Annotated in this window: 12 protein-coding genes and 1 tRNA gene; 11 read left to right on the top strand and 2 right to left on the bottom strand. The window is 73.2% G+C overall.

The annotated features are described in order from the left end of the window. The first annotated feature begins 269 nt into the window (after positions 1 to 269). From E4U91_RS12545 to E4U91_RS12520, 6 genes are all read left to right on the top strand, one after another. Positions 270 to 509 (top strand): chaplin, encoded by a 240-nt coding sequence (locus E4U91_RS12545; protein ID WP_137298174.1) that lies wholly within the window; start codon positions 270 to 272, stop codon positions 507 to 509. 286 nt (positions 510 to 795) lie between these two features. Continuing rightward, positions 796 to 1683 carry a hypothetical protein gene (locus E4U91_RS38080; RefSeq protein WP_241678574.1) on the top strand — a complete coding sequence of 296 codons (888 nt, stop codon included), beginning with the start codon at positions 796 to 798 and terminating at the stop codon, positions 1681 to 1683. Positions 1684 to 1942: 259 nt separating this feature from the next. Next, on the top strand, positions 1943 to 2218 hold the full coding sequence (locus tag E4U91_RS12535) for a hypothetical protein (protein WP_137306927.1): 276 nt from the start codon (positions 1943 to 1945) through the stop codon (positions 2216 to 2218). 236 nt (positions 2219 to 2454) lie between these two features. Then, positions 2455 to 2967, top strand: coding sequence for a hypothetical protein (locus E4U91_RS12530; RefSeq protein ID WP_137306926.1), 513 nt, complete (start codon positions 2455 to 2457; stop codon positions 2965 to 2967). 258 nt (positions 2968 to 3225) lie between these two features. Continuing rightward, on the top strand, positions 3226 to 3723 hold the full coding sequence (locus E4U91_RS12525; RefSeq protein ID WP_137306925.1) for a tyrosinase family oxidase copper chaperone: 498 nt from the start codon (positions 3226 to 3228) through the stop codon (positions 3721 to 3723). After that, positions 3707 to 4573, top strand: coding sequence for a tyrosinase family protein (locus E4U91_RS12520; protein ID WP_137306924.1), 867 nt, complete (start codon positions 3707 to 3709; stop codon positions 4571 to 4573). The genes E4U91_RS12525 and E4U91_RS12520 overlap by 17 nt, the downstream gene beginning before the upstream one ends. Positions 4574 to 4758: 185 nt before the next feature. On the opposite strand, the gene E4U91_RS12515 is transcribed toward E4U91_RS12520, so the two are convergent. Next, on the bottom strand, positions 4759 to 5091 hold the full coding sequence (locus E4U91_RS12515; RefSeq protein ID WP_137306923.1) for a chaplin: 333 nt from the start codon (positions 5089 to 5091) through the stop codon (positions 4759 to 4761). Positions 5092 to 5286: 195 nt separating this feature from the next. Further along, positions 5287 to 5359, bottom strand: a tRNA-Arg gene (locus tag E4U91_RS12510). Between the two features lie 269 nt (positions 5360 to 5628). Here E4U91_RS12510 and E4U91_RS12505 point away from each other — a divergent pair. The 5 genes from E4U91_RS12505 to ettA all read left to right on the top strand — a co-directional run bounded on the left by E4U91_RS12505 (position 5629) and on the right by ettA (position 14219). Next, positions 5629 to 7236, top strand: coding sequence for a dynamin family protein (locus E4U91_RS12505; RefSeq protein WP_137306922.1), 1608 nt, complete (start codon positions 5629 to 5631; stop codon positions 7234 to 7236). 369 nt (positions 7237 to 7605) lie between these two features. Then, on the top strand, positions 7606 to 9702 hold the full coding sequence (locus tag E4U91_RS12500; RefSeq protein ID WP_241678573.1) for a YfjP family GTPase: 2097 nt from the start codon (positions 7606 to 7608) through the stop codon (positions 9700 to 9702). A 328-nt stretch (positions 9703 to 10030) separates the two neighbouring features. Then, on the top strand, positions 10031 to 10558 hold the full coding sequence (locus E4U91_RS12495; protein WP_137306920.1) for a single-stranded DNA-binding protein: 528 nt from the start codon (positions 10031 to 10033) through the stop codon (positions 10556 to 10558). Positions 10559 to 10853: 295 nt separating this feature from the next. Next, on the top strand, positions 10854 to 12260 hold the full coding sequence (locus E4U91_RS12490) for a thioester domain-containing protein (RefSeq protein WP_137306919.1): 1407 nt from the start codon (positions 10854 to 10856) through the stop codon (positions 12258 to 12260). 294 nt (positions 12261 to 12554) lie between these two features. Beyond that, entirely contained in the window at positions 12555 to 14219 is a 1665-nt protein-coding gene (ettA, locus tag E4U91_RS12485) for an energy-dependent translational throttle protein EttA (RefSeq protein ID WP_137306918.1), read from the top strand. The last annotated feature ends 3 nt before the right edge of the window (positions 14220 to 14222 follow it).

Below are 14222 nucleotides of genomic sequence, written 5' to 3'. Positions count from 1 at the left end.
GGGGTGCGTCGGAACGGCCGCAACTCTAGCCCTTGTCCGGATTAATCCTGCTATGCCAGACATGTGTGTCGGAACGGTGTGCCGGACGTGCGCGACGTGTGCGGGCCGGGCCGGGCGGTGCGGGGGAGCGGGCGGCGCGAGGGCAACCCCCGGGACGCCGGATCACTCCTTTGGCGGCACAACTCCCGGCGCGTCCACGCGTTGACACAGCGCCGGGCATCCCCGCCCGGGTGTTTGTTTGTGTCAAAACCCCCAAGGAGCACCTCTCCATGTCGCGTATCGCGAAGGGCCTGGTCCTGACCTCTGTTGCCGCCGCGGCCGTCGCCGGCGCCTCCGGCATCGCCGCCGCCGATGCGGGCGCGGGCGCTGTGGCCGCCAACTCCCCGGGCGTCCTGTCCGGCAACGCCATTCAGGTTCCGATCCACATCCCGGTGAACGTCTGCGGCAACACCATCGACATCATCGGCCTGCTGAACCCGGCGTTCGGCAACACCTGCGTCAACGACTGACGTCAGTCACGACGCGTTCGTGGGTCGAGCGGCCGCCCTTCCGCCAGGAGGGCGGCCGCTGGCGTGTGCGGGGCCGCCCCGGGTCCGCGGCGGACGGTGAGCGGCGGGCCGTGGGTGCTGCCCCGAACGGGGGTGCGGCCGAGGACCCCGGGCGACGGGCCGCATCCCCGCGCCACCAGCGGTGATTCGCCCGGACGGCGGTCACTGACCGTACGCGCCGGTTGCGAAGGGTGACCACCCCTTCCACGGTGGGCTCAGGCCCTGCCCACCTGCGAAAGGAACACCCATGCGCCGCCTGCCCGTCCGGCACGTCGCGTCCACCGCGCTCTGCGCCGCCCTCGTGATCGGGATCGCCGGCCCGGCCGCCGCCGCGGTCGGTACGGCCCGTGAGCACGCTCCTGCGGCGTCCCACGCGCCCGTCCCCGGCGCGGACGAGCTGCTCGCCCAGGTCAAGAGCCTCGGCGACCTCGGGACCGTCCTCACCCCGGTCACCGACCTGCTCTCCGACGCCCTGAAGTCCGACAACGGTCAGCTCACCGACGCCCAGGCGGCCAAGCTCGGCGACGCCATCAAGGACGTGATCGCCCGGATCACGACGACGAACGCGGCCGCGTCGGCCGCCTCGTCCACGCCGTCCTCGCCGTCCACGCCGTCCTCGCCGTCCACGGCTTCGTCGTCGTCCACAGCTTCGTCGTCGTCCACGGCGGGCGAACTGCCGTACACCACCCTGCCGTTCCCGCTCGGCAAGAGCGCTCACCACCGGGCGGCCGCCCACGGCAAGAGGGCCGCCGACCTCACCGACGAGGCCCTCGCCGACCTGCAGAAGCAGATCGACGTCCTGCTGACGGCGGTCACCTCCGGCAACGTCACCGACGTCGTCCCCGCGGCCACCGGCCTGATCTCCGGCCTGGTCAACCTGCTCACCGCGACGCTGCTCGGCAGCGGGCTCCCGGCCGCCGACCTGACCGGACTGCCGTCCCTGCCCGACCTGTCGGCGACCCCCGACGCCCCGGTCACCCCCGCGCTGCCCGCGCTCCCGGACATCCCCGCCCTGCCGGAGACCCCCGCCGTGCCGGAGACCCCCGCCGTCGCCCAGGTCCCCGCCGCTCCGCAGTCGCCCGCCGCGGCGGCCGCCGTCTCCCAGCCGGCCACGCCGGCGGTACCCGCGACCTAGGCGGGGGCCGGTGCCGGTTCTGTGTGGGTGCACCCCGGTCGGTCGCCCGGTGCTTTTCCCCGGGGGAAAGTCCGGCCGGGGTGCAGAAATTTCCTGCGTACGGGGTTTCCGCCGCCGTGGGACATCGTTAGACACGGCGTCAGACATTTCCCTGGCGACTTTCCTGGTGTCCCCGGCCCTTTCCCGGTGATTCCCCGGCGACGGGGCGCGCCGTGGCGCCGGTCCGCCGTCGAGCCCAGTCGCCGATGAAAGGAACCCGATGAAGTCCCTCAAGGCCGCCGCCGTCGTCGCCGGAACCGTCGCCCTCGCCGGCGCCGCCACGCCCGCGTTCGCCTACGACACGGCCGAGCTCACGCCCACCAGCATCAACGGCGCCTGGAACACGCTCACCAAGGGCCCGATCGACCTCATGCCGGTGCGGCACCAGTCGGACGCGCTGGACACCGAGAACAAGGACTCCGCGCTGAGCACCGTGAACGGCGCGACCGACGCGCTCAACGCGCACAACCCGCTGCTGGGCGGGCTGCCGCTGTAGGGCGGAGCAGGATCCCCCGGTACGCAGGGCCGGTCCCCGGGACCGGCCCTCGGTCGGTCGGGGCGGATGTCCCCCGTCCGATCGTGGGATTTCCACAGCAGCCGACGATCCGGACGATCGGAGCATTGGTGCGGCCGGGGGAATTGTGAACTGGTGACGTTTTCCTGCTCGTTACTCGCTACGCACGCACACAGCCCGCTTGAACTCCTTGAACTCCGAAAGGGTCCGTACTCGAGATGAAGCCGACCACCCGAGGAACCCTCGCCGCAGCGCTCATGGCGGCCGCGGCCGGCGCCGCCGCCGCGACCCCCGCCGCCGCGGTGGGCACGGTCCCCGTCCCCCTGCCGCTGGGCGGCGTCGAGAAGTCCCTCCACGTGGAACTGCCCGAGATCACCGGTCAGGTGCCCGTGCCGAAGCCGGGCGCACCCGAGGGCCCCCGGTACGTGGAGGGCCGGCTCATCCCGGAGCGGGTGGTCCCGCGGCTCCCCGTCAGCGCCGGACTGCCGGGCCTGGACATGCGTGCCCCGCTGCCGCAGGTCCTCGGCGACGACTTCGACCACGCCGGCGTCGACGCCCCGGCCTCCGACCTGCGCACCCTCGGCCCCGGCCTGGCCGTGGACGCGCCGCTCACCCCGCCCAACGCCGACCACTTCGGCCTGCCCGACCTCAAGCTCCCGCAGGCCGGCGTGCTCACGCCGGTGCTGCAGGGGGCGCCGACGGCGGACCTGGGGCTGGGCAGCGGGCTGTAGGGGGCCGCTGCCGTCGTTCGACGCCGGTGGTGCACGGCTGCGCGTACGTCCCCGTCCACCTCTCCGCCTCGCTGCGCCTTCCCCCGTCCACCCGTACGGGCCCGGGCCTGCTGTCCGGGCCCGTCGGCCTGCTCCGGCACGGACGGACGGGGTCACCCGGCCCGGTCGGGCCGTTCGGGGGCCCGGCGGTGACCCGGGGGCCCGGTTCGCGGTTACCGCTGTGAACACCCGCAACCGGACCGGACGTAGGAGTGCAGCATGGTCGTTGGCGTCGGTGGACTGCCCGTGGGATCGGAACGCCCCGTACCGGACGCGGGGAGAGCGCGGCGCGCGCCGGGGACGCGCCGCAGGGACGTGCTGCGCGGGCTGTTCGGCGCCGGTGCCGTCGCCGCGATCGCCCCGGTCGTGGCCGCCTCCCGGCCCCCGGCCGCGGGCGGGGGCGACGGCCCGGGCGACCCGGGCTTCGACCTGACCTACCGGGGCCGCCACCTCGTGGGCGCCCCGGTCGCCCGGTCGGCCGCCGCCGGGGACGAGCAGTGGCGGGTCACGGTCGACGGACGGCCGCTGCACCTCATGCGCCGCGCCGACGGCAGCTGGCTGAGCATGGTCGACCACTACCGCTCGTACGACACCCCGCTGGACGCCGCCCGCGCCGCCGTCGACGAGCTGGGCCCCGGGGAGCACCTGCGCGACACCGGTCCGGGCACCGCACACGAGCACACGGACATGGGGGGACGCCATGGTCTACACCCGTAAGGACGTCAGCAAGCTCACCGCCTCGGAGAAGCGCCGCTTCGTCAACGCGCTGCTGGCACTCAAACGCCGGGGCGAGTACGACGAGTTCGTGCGGATGCACATCGACCACTACGTCTCCGACGGCGAGGGCGGCCTGCGCTCGGCCCACATGGCGCCGTCGTTCCTGCCCTGGCACCGGCAGTTCCTGCTGGACCTGGAGCGGGCGCTGCGGCGCGTCGACTCCTCGGTGACGGTGCCGTACTGGGACTGGACCCGCCAGCGGTCGGCCACGTCGGTGCCGTGGACGAAGGACCTGCTCGGCGGCAACGGGCGGCGCTCCGACCACCGGGTGACCACCGGGCCGTTCGCCCACGCCACGGGCAACTGGCTGATCAAGGAGAACGTCACCGACGGCGTCTTCCTCACCCGCGACCTGGGGCGCGCGAGCGACCCGATCGAGCTGCCCACGGCCGGCGAGCTGGAGTGGGCGCTGCGGGACCCGGCCTACGACACCTCGCCCTGGGACTCGACGTCCACGCGGGGCTTCCGCAACAAGCTGGAGGGCTGGGGGAGCGGGCGGGGCAGTGCCGCCTGGCGCAACCACAACCGGGTGCACCGCTGGGTCGGCGGGATCATGGTGGGCGGCGCGTCCGTCAACGACCCGGTGTTCTGGCTCCACCACGCCTTCGTCGACCTGCAGTGGACCCGCTGGCAGCAGCGCCACCGCGACGCGCGCTACCTGCCGGCAGAGCCGCCCGGCTGGGGCGACCCGCAGCAGGACCGGGTCGTCGCGCGGCACGAGGACCTGCCGCCGTGGGACGTGACACCGGCCCAGCTCGAGGACGTGAGCGGTATCTACCGCTATGCGTGAGACGCGCCGAGCGGCGCGGTGCTCTTCCGGCCATCTTCCGGAGCCCCGCGCTCCGCTCGGTGTTCCGCTTGGGCACTCCGCTGCGTGCTCCGCGCCCGGGCCCGGTGGCCCCGCACGGGGAAGGGCCCCGGCGCTCGAGGTGCCGGGGCCCTTCACCGCACATGGGTGTGCGAGGTGACGAACGGTCAGCCGCCGTAGCCCTGGCTGCCGCCGCCGTGCTTGCCACCACCGTGACGGCCGTGGCCGTCCTTGTCGTGGCCCTCGTCGCCCTTGTCGTCGCTGATGTTGGCGCAGGTGTTGCCGAACGCCGGGTTCAGCAGGCCGACGACGTTGATGGTGTTGCCGCAGAGGTTGATCGGGACGTGGATCGGGACCTGGATGACGTTGCCCGAGATGACACCCGGGGAGCCGACGGCCGCGCCGCCCGCGTCCGCGTCCGCCATGGCCAGGCCGGTGCCGCTGAGCACCACGGCACCGGCGCCGAGTGCGACGACGGCTGCCTTCGCGATGCGAGACATCACGTTCTCCTTTGTGACTCGGTTCGCGCGACGGCATGAGGCGCCGCCGCACTCCCCGTTCAACGCCACCGACCAGGGCGGGTCACGGCCGCCCGCGCACGCGTCACCCTTCTGCGCGCCGAGCGAGCCGCCCTGAACAGCGAGAACGCCCTCCCGACGACGGGAGGGCGGAACAGGGACCGACGGACGGCGCGGCGCCCCCGGCAGGACTCGAACCTGCGGCCAAGCGCTTAGAAGGCGCCTGCTCTATCCACTGAGCTACGGGGGCCGGGGGACAAGGATAGGGCTCCCGCGTCCTCGTCCCAGTTGCTTCGCCTCCGTGGCTCGATGTGGAGGTTCGGTGAAGCGGTTCCTGATAATCGCAGGCAGGTACGAATCGTGCAGCGCTTTTCGCGCCACGCAGGCCGGGTGTTGTGCACTCGTTATGCCTGGCCCGTGCCCCTGTCCCGGTCGCCCCTTGTGCACCCTTCTGTCCGGTCGGCACGCAGACATGCTCATATGCTTCATAAATCCCCCGAAGTTGGGCATTCTTCGCATGTGGTGACCTTGGACGTACGGCCTCAGCTGCTCGACGCACTCTCCGCCCTGCGCGACCGTGTCGCCGCCGCACGCTTCCCGCTGCCGCTGGCGGGGGCCCCACGCGCGCGTGCCAACCGCGACGAACTCCTCGCGCAGCTCGACGACTACCTGGTGCCCCGGCTCAAACAGCCGGAGGCACCGCTGCTGGCCGTCGTGGGCGGATCGACCGGCGCCGGGAAGTCGACCCTCGTCAACTCCCTGGTGGGGCGGCGCGTCAGCGAGGCGAGCGTGCTGCGGCCGACCACCCGCACTCCCGTGCTGGTCTGCCATCCGGAGGACCACCACTGGTTCAGCGGGATGCGGGTCCTGCCCGAGCTCACGCGCGTGTGGACGCCCCAGCAGGAGGCCGGCGACGACCTGCTGCTGCCCGGCGACAACGGACGGCGCGTGCTGCGCGTCGAGACCGTCGACACGGTGCCGCCCGGCATCGCCCTCCTCGACGCGCCCGACATCGACTCGCTCGTCGCCGACAACCGCTCCCTGGCCGCCGAGCTGATCTGCGCCGCGGACATCTGGATCATGGTCACCACCGCCGCCCGCTACGCCGACGCCGTCCCCTGGCACCTGCTGCGCACCGCCAAGGAGTACGACGTCACCCTCGTGACCGTCCTGGACCGCGTGCCCCACCAGGTCGTCTCCGAGGTCTCCCGGCAGTACGGCGCCCTGCTCACCAAGGCCGGACTCGGCGACGTACCGCGCTTCACCGTGCCGGAACTGCCCGAGTCCGCCTGGGGCGGCGGACTGCTCCCGGCCAGCGCCGTCGCCTCGCTGCGCACCTGGCTCGTCCACCACGCCCAGGACCCCGCCTCACGCCAGTACGCCATGGCCCGTACGGCGCACGGCGTCCTGAACTCCCTCAAGTCCCGCCTGCCCGAGCTGGCCAGCGCCGCCGCCGTCCAGTACGCGGCCGCCCTGCGGCTCACCACCGCCGTCGACGGCGCCTACGACAACGAGTACGCGCGCCTGCGCGGGCGGCTGCAGGCCGGCGCCGTCCTCGCCGGTGACGCCCTCAAGCGCTGGCGCGCCTTCCCCCTCGACTGCACCGCGGGCGAACTGCTCGACGCGCTCGTGGAGAGCCTCGCCGCGCTGCTGCTGTGCGCGGTCGCCGCCGCCGACGAGCGCGTCGACCAGGCCTGGCGCCTGGAGCCGGGCGCCGCCGCGCCCGAGCTGGCCGACGTCGACCCCACCGGCAGCGGAGCCGAGCACCGCATCGCGCTCGCCGTCCGGCGCTGGCGGCGCGAGCTGGAGGAGTACGCCGAGGAGGAGGTGCGCGAGATCGACCGTGGCGCCGCGCCCGACCCCGAGGTGATCGCCGCGCTCGTCGCCACCGCCCTGCTGGGCGGCCGACGCGCGCGTTCGGCGGGCGAGGGGCTCGCCGGGCGCATCGGCGCCCACGGCGCGCTGCGGCTGCGCGACCGGGGCGGGCGGCTGCTCTCCGAGCACCTGGACCGGGTGATGCACGCCGAGCGCGAACGCCGGCTCGCCCCGCTCGACGGCCTGGACGTACAGGCCGAGCCCCAGGCCGAACTGATCGCCGCGCTGTCCGTTCTGCAGAAGGAGAGGTGACCGGTGACCGCCGTCACTGACCAGGACCACGACCCGGCCCACGCGCACGCGCACGTGCAGGAAGGGGCCGAGCGGACCGGGCCACCGCGCCCCGGGGGGGAGCCGGTCGCGGGTGCCGCCGCCGGTGGTGCTGCCTCTGGTGGTGCCGCTGCTGGTGCCGCCGTGGGGGCGGCGTCCTCGGGTGGTGAGGGGGCGTCGTCGGAGGACGGGTCCTCGTCCGGTGAGGGTGCCTCGTCGAGTGGAGGGGCCGTGGGTGGGGCGGACGCGGGGGGCTCGGACGGTGACAGTGACGGTGACCGTGAGGGGGATGTCGAGGGCGATGGCGACGGTGGGCGTGATGGTGCGGATGCTGACGAGGGGCGCGACGGCATGAACGGCGTGAAGGCTGTGAAGGGAAAGGAGCGGCACGCGCGGGGGGAGTCCGGGGACGCGTCCGTAGGGGTGAAGTCTGGGGGCGGTTCCGCGCCGGTGAAGGCGGCGGATGCCGCCGGGCGGGTGAAGGCCAGTGACAGTGACAGCGCCGCGTCCGGGAAGGCGGGAGGGGCCCACGCGCGCGTGAACGGCGACGACGGCCGCGCGCGGGGGAAGGGCGACGCGCGCGTGGACGGTGACAACGGCCATCCGGGCGGGAAGAGCGACGAGGGCCGCCCGCGCGGGAAGAGCGACGACGGCCGCCGCCCGGGCGGGAAGGGCGACGACGGCTCGCCACGTCGTACGGACCCCCCTGCGCCCCGCGCCGACGACTCCTCGCGGCGAGGGGACGACGTCGGGGTCTGGGACGACGGGCTGATCGCGCGGCGGGTGAGCGAGAACGCCGCCGCTGCCGCCGCCGAGCAGGCGGGCGCGCGGGAGGCGCGCGGACCGGGCGCACAGCCGGCGGCCACGCTGGCGCTGGACGGCCCGTTGCGGTCCCGGCTCGACGCGCTGCGCGAGCTGGTGGGGCTCTCCCGTGCGCGTCTCGACAGCAAGACCCTCGCCGAGGCCGGCAAGGTCCTGGACGAGGCGGCGTCCCGGCGGCGGCTGTCCGGCCGGCACACGGTCGTGGCCATCGCGGGTGCCACGGGCAGCGGCAAGTCCCAGCTGTTCAACGCGCTCGCGGGGGTCACCATCTCCGAGACGGGGGTACGGCGGCCCACCACCGCCTCGCCCATCGCGTGCAGTTGGAGCGACGGCGCGGGGACCCTGATCGACCGGCTCGGCATCCCGGGGCGGTTGCGCAGGCGGCCGGTGCAGAGTCCGGAGGCCGAGGCGCAGTTGCAGGGGCTGGTCCTGGTGGACCTGCCCGACCACGACTCCGCGGCCGTGCAGCACCGCGAGCAGGTGGACCGCATCCTGACGCTGGTGGACGCGGTGATCTGGGTCGTCGACCCGGAGAAGTACGCGGACGCCATGCTGCACGAGCGGTACCTGCGGCCGATGGCCGGGCACGCCGAGGTGATGTTCGTCGTGCTCAACCAGGTGGACCGGCTGCCCGGCGAGGCGGCCGAACTGGTCCTGGACGACCTGCGGCGGCTCCTCGACGAGGACGGCGTGGCGCTCGGCGAGTACGGCGAACCGGGCGCCGCTGTGCTGGCGCTGTCCGCGCTCACCGGGGAGGGCGTCGGGGAACTGCGGGAGGTGCTCGGCCAGTTCGTCGCCGAACGTCAGGCCCCGGCGCGGCGCATCGCGGCGGACGTGGACGCCGCGGCGAGCCGGCTGCGCCCCGTCTACACGACCGGCCGGCGCGCCGGGCTCAGCGAGGAGGCGCGGGACGAGTTCGCCGCGCGGCTCGCGGACGCCGTCGGGGCCACCGCGGCGGGTGAGGCCGCAGAGCGGGCCTGGCTGCGCAACGCCAACCGGGCGTGCGGCACGCCGTGGCTGCGGCTGTGGCGCTGGTACAACGACCGGCGCGAGCCCCCGACCGGCCGGATGCGGCTGCGGCCACCGGCCGACGAGGAGGCGACGGCCCGGCAGCGCGTGGAACAGGCGGTGCGGACCGTGGCCGACCGCGCCTCGGCGGGGCTGCCCGTGCCCTGGGCGCAGGCGGTGCGCGAGGCCGCCGTGCGCGGGGCGCACGGGCTGCCCGAGGCGCTGGACGAGCTGGCCGCGCGGGCCGGGCTGCCGCCGGGGAAGCCGCCGCGGCCGGGCTGGTGGCCGGTGGCGGTGCTGGCGCAGGCGTCGATGACGATCCTTCAGATCATCGGCGGGCTCTGGCTGGTGGGGCAGATCGTCGGCTTCATGGCACCCAACCTCGGGGTACCGGTGCTGCTGATGGTGGCCGGGATCGTCGGCGGTCCGGTGGTCGAGTGGAGCTGCCGGATGGCGGCGCGCGGACCGGCCCGCCGCTACGGCCAGGACGCGGAACGACGCCTGCGGGAGGCGGCCGCCGGGTGCGGGCGGGCGAGGGTGCTGGATCCCCTGGCGTCGGAGTTGCTGCGGTACCGGGAGGTGCGGGAGCAGTACGGGAAGGTGGTGGGGGTGGGCTGAAGGGGTGGCCGTGTGCGGGCGACTGGCTGCGGACGGTGAGCTATGGGCTATTGGCGGCGGGCGGCGGGCGGCGGGTGATGGGCGGCGGCCGCTCGTCCGGGTGACGAAGTTGTCCACAGGCTGTGGGCAGTCCACAGCGCCCGGCGGACCCAGCCCCCACGGGGGCAGCCTGGCTCCGCGGCCATCGCGAAGAACGCGGTCGGTCGTGGCGGAGCCGTGGCGGTGCGCGAGGTGAAGGCGCGCCGCCACGGCGGACGCAGCCGTACGGGACGGGCCCGTGCGGGTGCCCGCCCGGCGCGGGGCGCGGGGGCGGGGAGGGGAGCTGGACATGAACGAGACGATGGTGTGCGCGGTGGGGAACGTGGCGACGCAACCGGTCTACCGGGAGCTGGCGTCGGGGCCGTCGGCACGGTTCCGGCTGGCGGTGACCGCGCGCTACTGGGACCGGGAGAAGAACGCCTGGACCGACGGCCACACCAACTTCTTCACGGTGTGGGCCAACCGGCAGCTCGCCGCGAACGTGGCCACATCGGTGTCGGTCGGCGAACCGGTCATCGTGCAGGGCCGGTTGAAGGTGCGCACGGAGACGCGCGAGGGTCAGCAGGCGTGGACGTCGGCCGACATCGACGCGGTGGCGATCGGCCACGACCTGTCGCGCGGTACGGCGGCGTTCCGGCGGTCGGTCAGGACCGAGCAGCCCGGGGCACCGGGGATGCCGGGGATGGGCGCGGCGCAGCAGCCGGAGCCCAACTGGGAGACCCCGGCGCCGGATACGGCGGCGGAGGCGGCCGCGGTGGCGTCAGTGACCGAGGTGACCGGGGCGGAGCCCGAGCGGGAGCCGGCCGCGGTGACCTGAGCCCGCCGGACCGGAAACGAAGCGCACGTCCGGGTCGCCCGAAGAGCGACGTATCGACGCATTGCGGCAATTGCACCGGCGCATGCGGGTGGATATGTCGATAAGCCCAGCTCAGGGGCGGCCCGTAACCGATCTTGGCGATAACGATTCCGAGTCGGATCGGCTCGCGGGCTACCTCGCCGGGAGGCGCGGGCCGCCGCGTCTCTAGGATGCCGGACGTAGCTCGTGTGGCTTCTGATGCTGCTGGTGGGACCCGGCCCCCCACGTCAACGGGTCCCGCTCGGAGGGGAATTACGTGCTCTCTTGGTTCTCCGCGCCGTTCGCGCGCGGGCGAGGGGCGGGCCGCAGGCTCGCCGCCACGGCCGTGGTGTCGGGGCTCGTCGCCGTCGGCGCGCTGACCGCCGCCGGGCCGGCCGCGGCCGACGCGACGGCGCGGAGCCAGAGCGGCGCGACCGCCACCATGGACGGCCTGAAGACCTACGGCACCGCGGTGGTGCACGGCGCGCAGGGCGACCAGGAGGTCTCGGCGGGCCTGTTCGAGATGTCCGTCGACGGGGGCGGCACGCTCCAGACGTACTGCGTGGACCTGCACAACCCCACGCAGAAGGACGCCCAGTACCACGAGACCCAGTGGAGCGGCACCTCGCTCGCCGCGAACAAGAACGCGGGCCGCGTCCTGTGGATCCTGCAGCACTCCTACCCGCAGGTGAACGACCTGGCGGCGCTCGCGAAGAAGGCGGGCGTGACCGGCGGCCTCACCGAGCAGGACGCGGCGGCCGGCACGCAGGTGGCGATCTGGCGGTACTCCGACGTCGCGGACGTCGACGCGGTGGACCCGCAGGCCGAGCGGCTGGCGGACTACCTGCAGAAGGCGGCCCGCACCGCCCCGGAACCGGCGGCCTCCCTGGCCCTCGACACCTCGGCGGTCTCCGGTCACCGCAGTGAGCGCCTGGGCCCGGTCACCGTCCGCACGCGGGAGAGCGCCGTCACGGTGATCCCGCCGGTGGACGCGGCGACCACCGGGGTGCGCGTGGTCGACGAGGCCGGCAAGCCGGTGACCACCGCGGCCAACGGCAGCCGGCTGTTCTTCGACGTCCCCGCGGACGCCCCGGACGGCACGGCCGAGCTGACGCTCCAGGCGTCCACGACCGTCCCGGTGGGCCGCGCGTTCACCGCCGACAGCCGCAGCCAGACGCAGATCCTGGCGGGCTCCAGCGAGTCGACGGTCTCGGCGACGGCGACCGCCACCTGGGCGGCCCGGGGTCCGATACCGGCCCTGTCGGCGGCGAAGGACTGCACGCACCACGGCCTGGACGTCACCGTCGCCAACCAGGGCGACGAGGACTTCACCTTCTCCCTCATGGGCACGGAGCACACCATCGCCGCGGGCCAGTCGCGCACGCTGACCATCCCGCTGCAGGAGGACCAGGCGTACGACTTCACGATCGGCTCGCAGCGCTTCGCCGGGATCCTCGACTGTCAGACGCGCAGCGCGGAGACCGAGACGGCCGACCTGACCACCCAGACCCTCGCGGAACCCAGCCCCGCGACGGTCGGCGGCACGGCCACGGACACCAACCTCGCCGAAACGGGCGGCACGAGCGCGACCCCCCTGATCGCGGGCACGGCCATAGCCCTGGTGGTGATCGGCGGAGCGGTCCTGCTCCTGCTGGGACGCAGGGAGAACACGACGGGGGAGTGAGGACGGGGCTGCGGGATCGCTCACAGCGGTCCCGAACTCAGGACCGTCGACCCGGGTCTCCCTCGGCTGAGGGCGCCGAGGCGATCGTCAGCGAGCTGAGGCTGCCAGCTGGGGCGAGGTCGCACCCCGAGGGCACTCGGCAGTGATCGGGGACGACAGGCGTCTCGCGCCTGTCAAGTGTGAAAGAGCAGCTCACAGGCGTCGACTGCTATGCGTTTCCGCACAGGGGTGGCGGTACGGCAAGATGGGGTGTATCTGCCCACTGCCTGATTTCAAGCTGCCGGACGGTTTCTCTTGGCTGAGTTCATTTACACCATGCGCAAGGCGCGCAAGGCGCACGGCGACAAGGTGATCCTCGACGATGTCACCCTGAGCTTCCTCCCGGGTGCGAAGATCGGCGTCGTCGGCCCGAACGGCGCCGGTAAGTCCACCGTGCTGAAGATCATGGCGGGGCTGGAGCAGCCGTCGAACGGTGACGCCTTCATCTCGCCCGGTTACAGCGTCGGCATCCTGATGCAGGAGCCGAAGCTCGACGAGGGCAAGACGGTCCTGGAGAACGTCCAGGACGGCGTCGCCGGGATCAAGGGCAAGCTCGACCGGTTCAACGAGATCGCCGAGCTGATGGCGACCGACTACTCCGACGCGCTGCTCGACGAGATGGGCAAGCTGCAGGAGGACCTCGACCACGCCAACGCCTGGGACCTCGACGCCCAGCTCGAGCAGGCCATGGACGCCCTCGGCTGCCCGCCCGGCGACTGGCCCGTCGTGAACCTCTCCGGTGGTGAGAAGCGGCGCGTCGCGCTGTGCAAGCTGCTGCTGGAGGCCCCCGACCTGCTGCTCCTCGACGAGCCCACCAACCACCTCGACGCCGAGTCGGTGAACTGGCTGGAGCAGCACCTGGCCAAGTACGCCGGCACCGTCGTGGCCATCACCCACGACCGGTACTTCCTCGACAACGTCGCCGAGTGGATCCTCGAGCTCGACCGTGGTCGTGCCTACCCGTACGAGGGCAACTACTCCACGTACCTGGAGACCAAGCAGACCCGTCTGAAGGTCGAGGGGCAGAAGGACGCCAAGCGCGCCAAGCGCCTCAAGGAGGAGCTGGAGTGGGTCCGCTCCAACGCCAAGGGGCGGCAGGCCAAGTCGAAGGCGCGTCTGGCCCGCTACGAGGAGATGGCCGCCGAGGCCGAGAAGATGCGGAAGCTGGACTTCGAGGAGATCCAGATCCCGCCGGGCCCGCGGCTGGGCAGCATCGTCGTCGAGGTCAACAACCTCAGCAAGGCCTTCGGTGAGAAGGTGCTCATCGACGACCTCTCCTTCACGCTGCCGCGCAACGGCATCGTCGGCGTCATCGGCCCGAACGGCGCCGGCAAGACCACGCTGTTCAAGATGATCCAGGGCTTCGAGGAGCCGGACTCCGGCACCATCAAGGTCGGCGACACCGTCAAGATCTCCTACGTCGACCAGAGCCGCGAGAACATCGACCCCAAGAAGACGCTGTGGGCCGTCGTCTCCGACGAGCTCGACTACATCAACGTCGGCCAGGTCGAGATGCCGTCCCGCGCCTACGTGTCCGCCTTCGGCTTCAAGGGCCCGGACCAGCAGAAGCCGGCCGGTGTGCTCTCCGGCGGTGAGCGCAACCGCCTCAACCTCGCGCTCACCCTCAAGCAGGGCGGCAACCTGCTGCTCCTCGACGAGCCCACCAACGACCTCGACGTCGAGACCCTCTCCAGCCTGGAGAACGCGCTGCTCGAGTTCCCGGGCTGCGCCGTGGTCGTCTCCCACGACCGGTGGTTCCTGGACCGGGTCGCCACGCACATCCTCGCCTACGAGGGTGACTCCAAGTGGTTCTGGTTCGAGGGCAACTTCGAGTCGTACGAGAAGAACAAGGTCGAGCGGCTCGGTCCCGACGCCGCCCGCCCGCACCGGGCCACCTACAAGAAGCTGACCCGGGGCTGATCG

Source organism: Streptomyces lasalocidi, from assembly GCF_005280215.1.
Classification (GTDB): Bacteria; Actinomycetota; Actinomycetes; order Streptomycetales; family Streptomycetaceae; genus Streptomyces; species Streptomyces longwoodensis.
The sequence above is the reverse complement of the archived record's forward strand: the minus strand, read 5'-3'. Positions and strand labels throughout refer to the sequence as shown.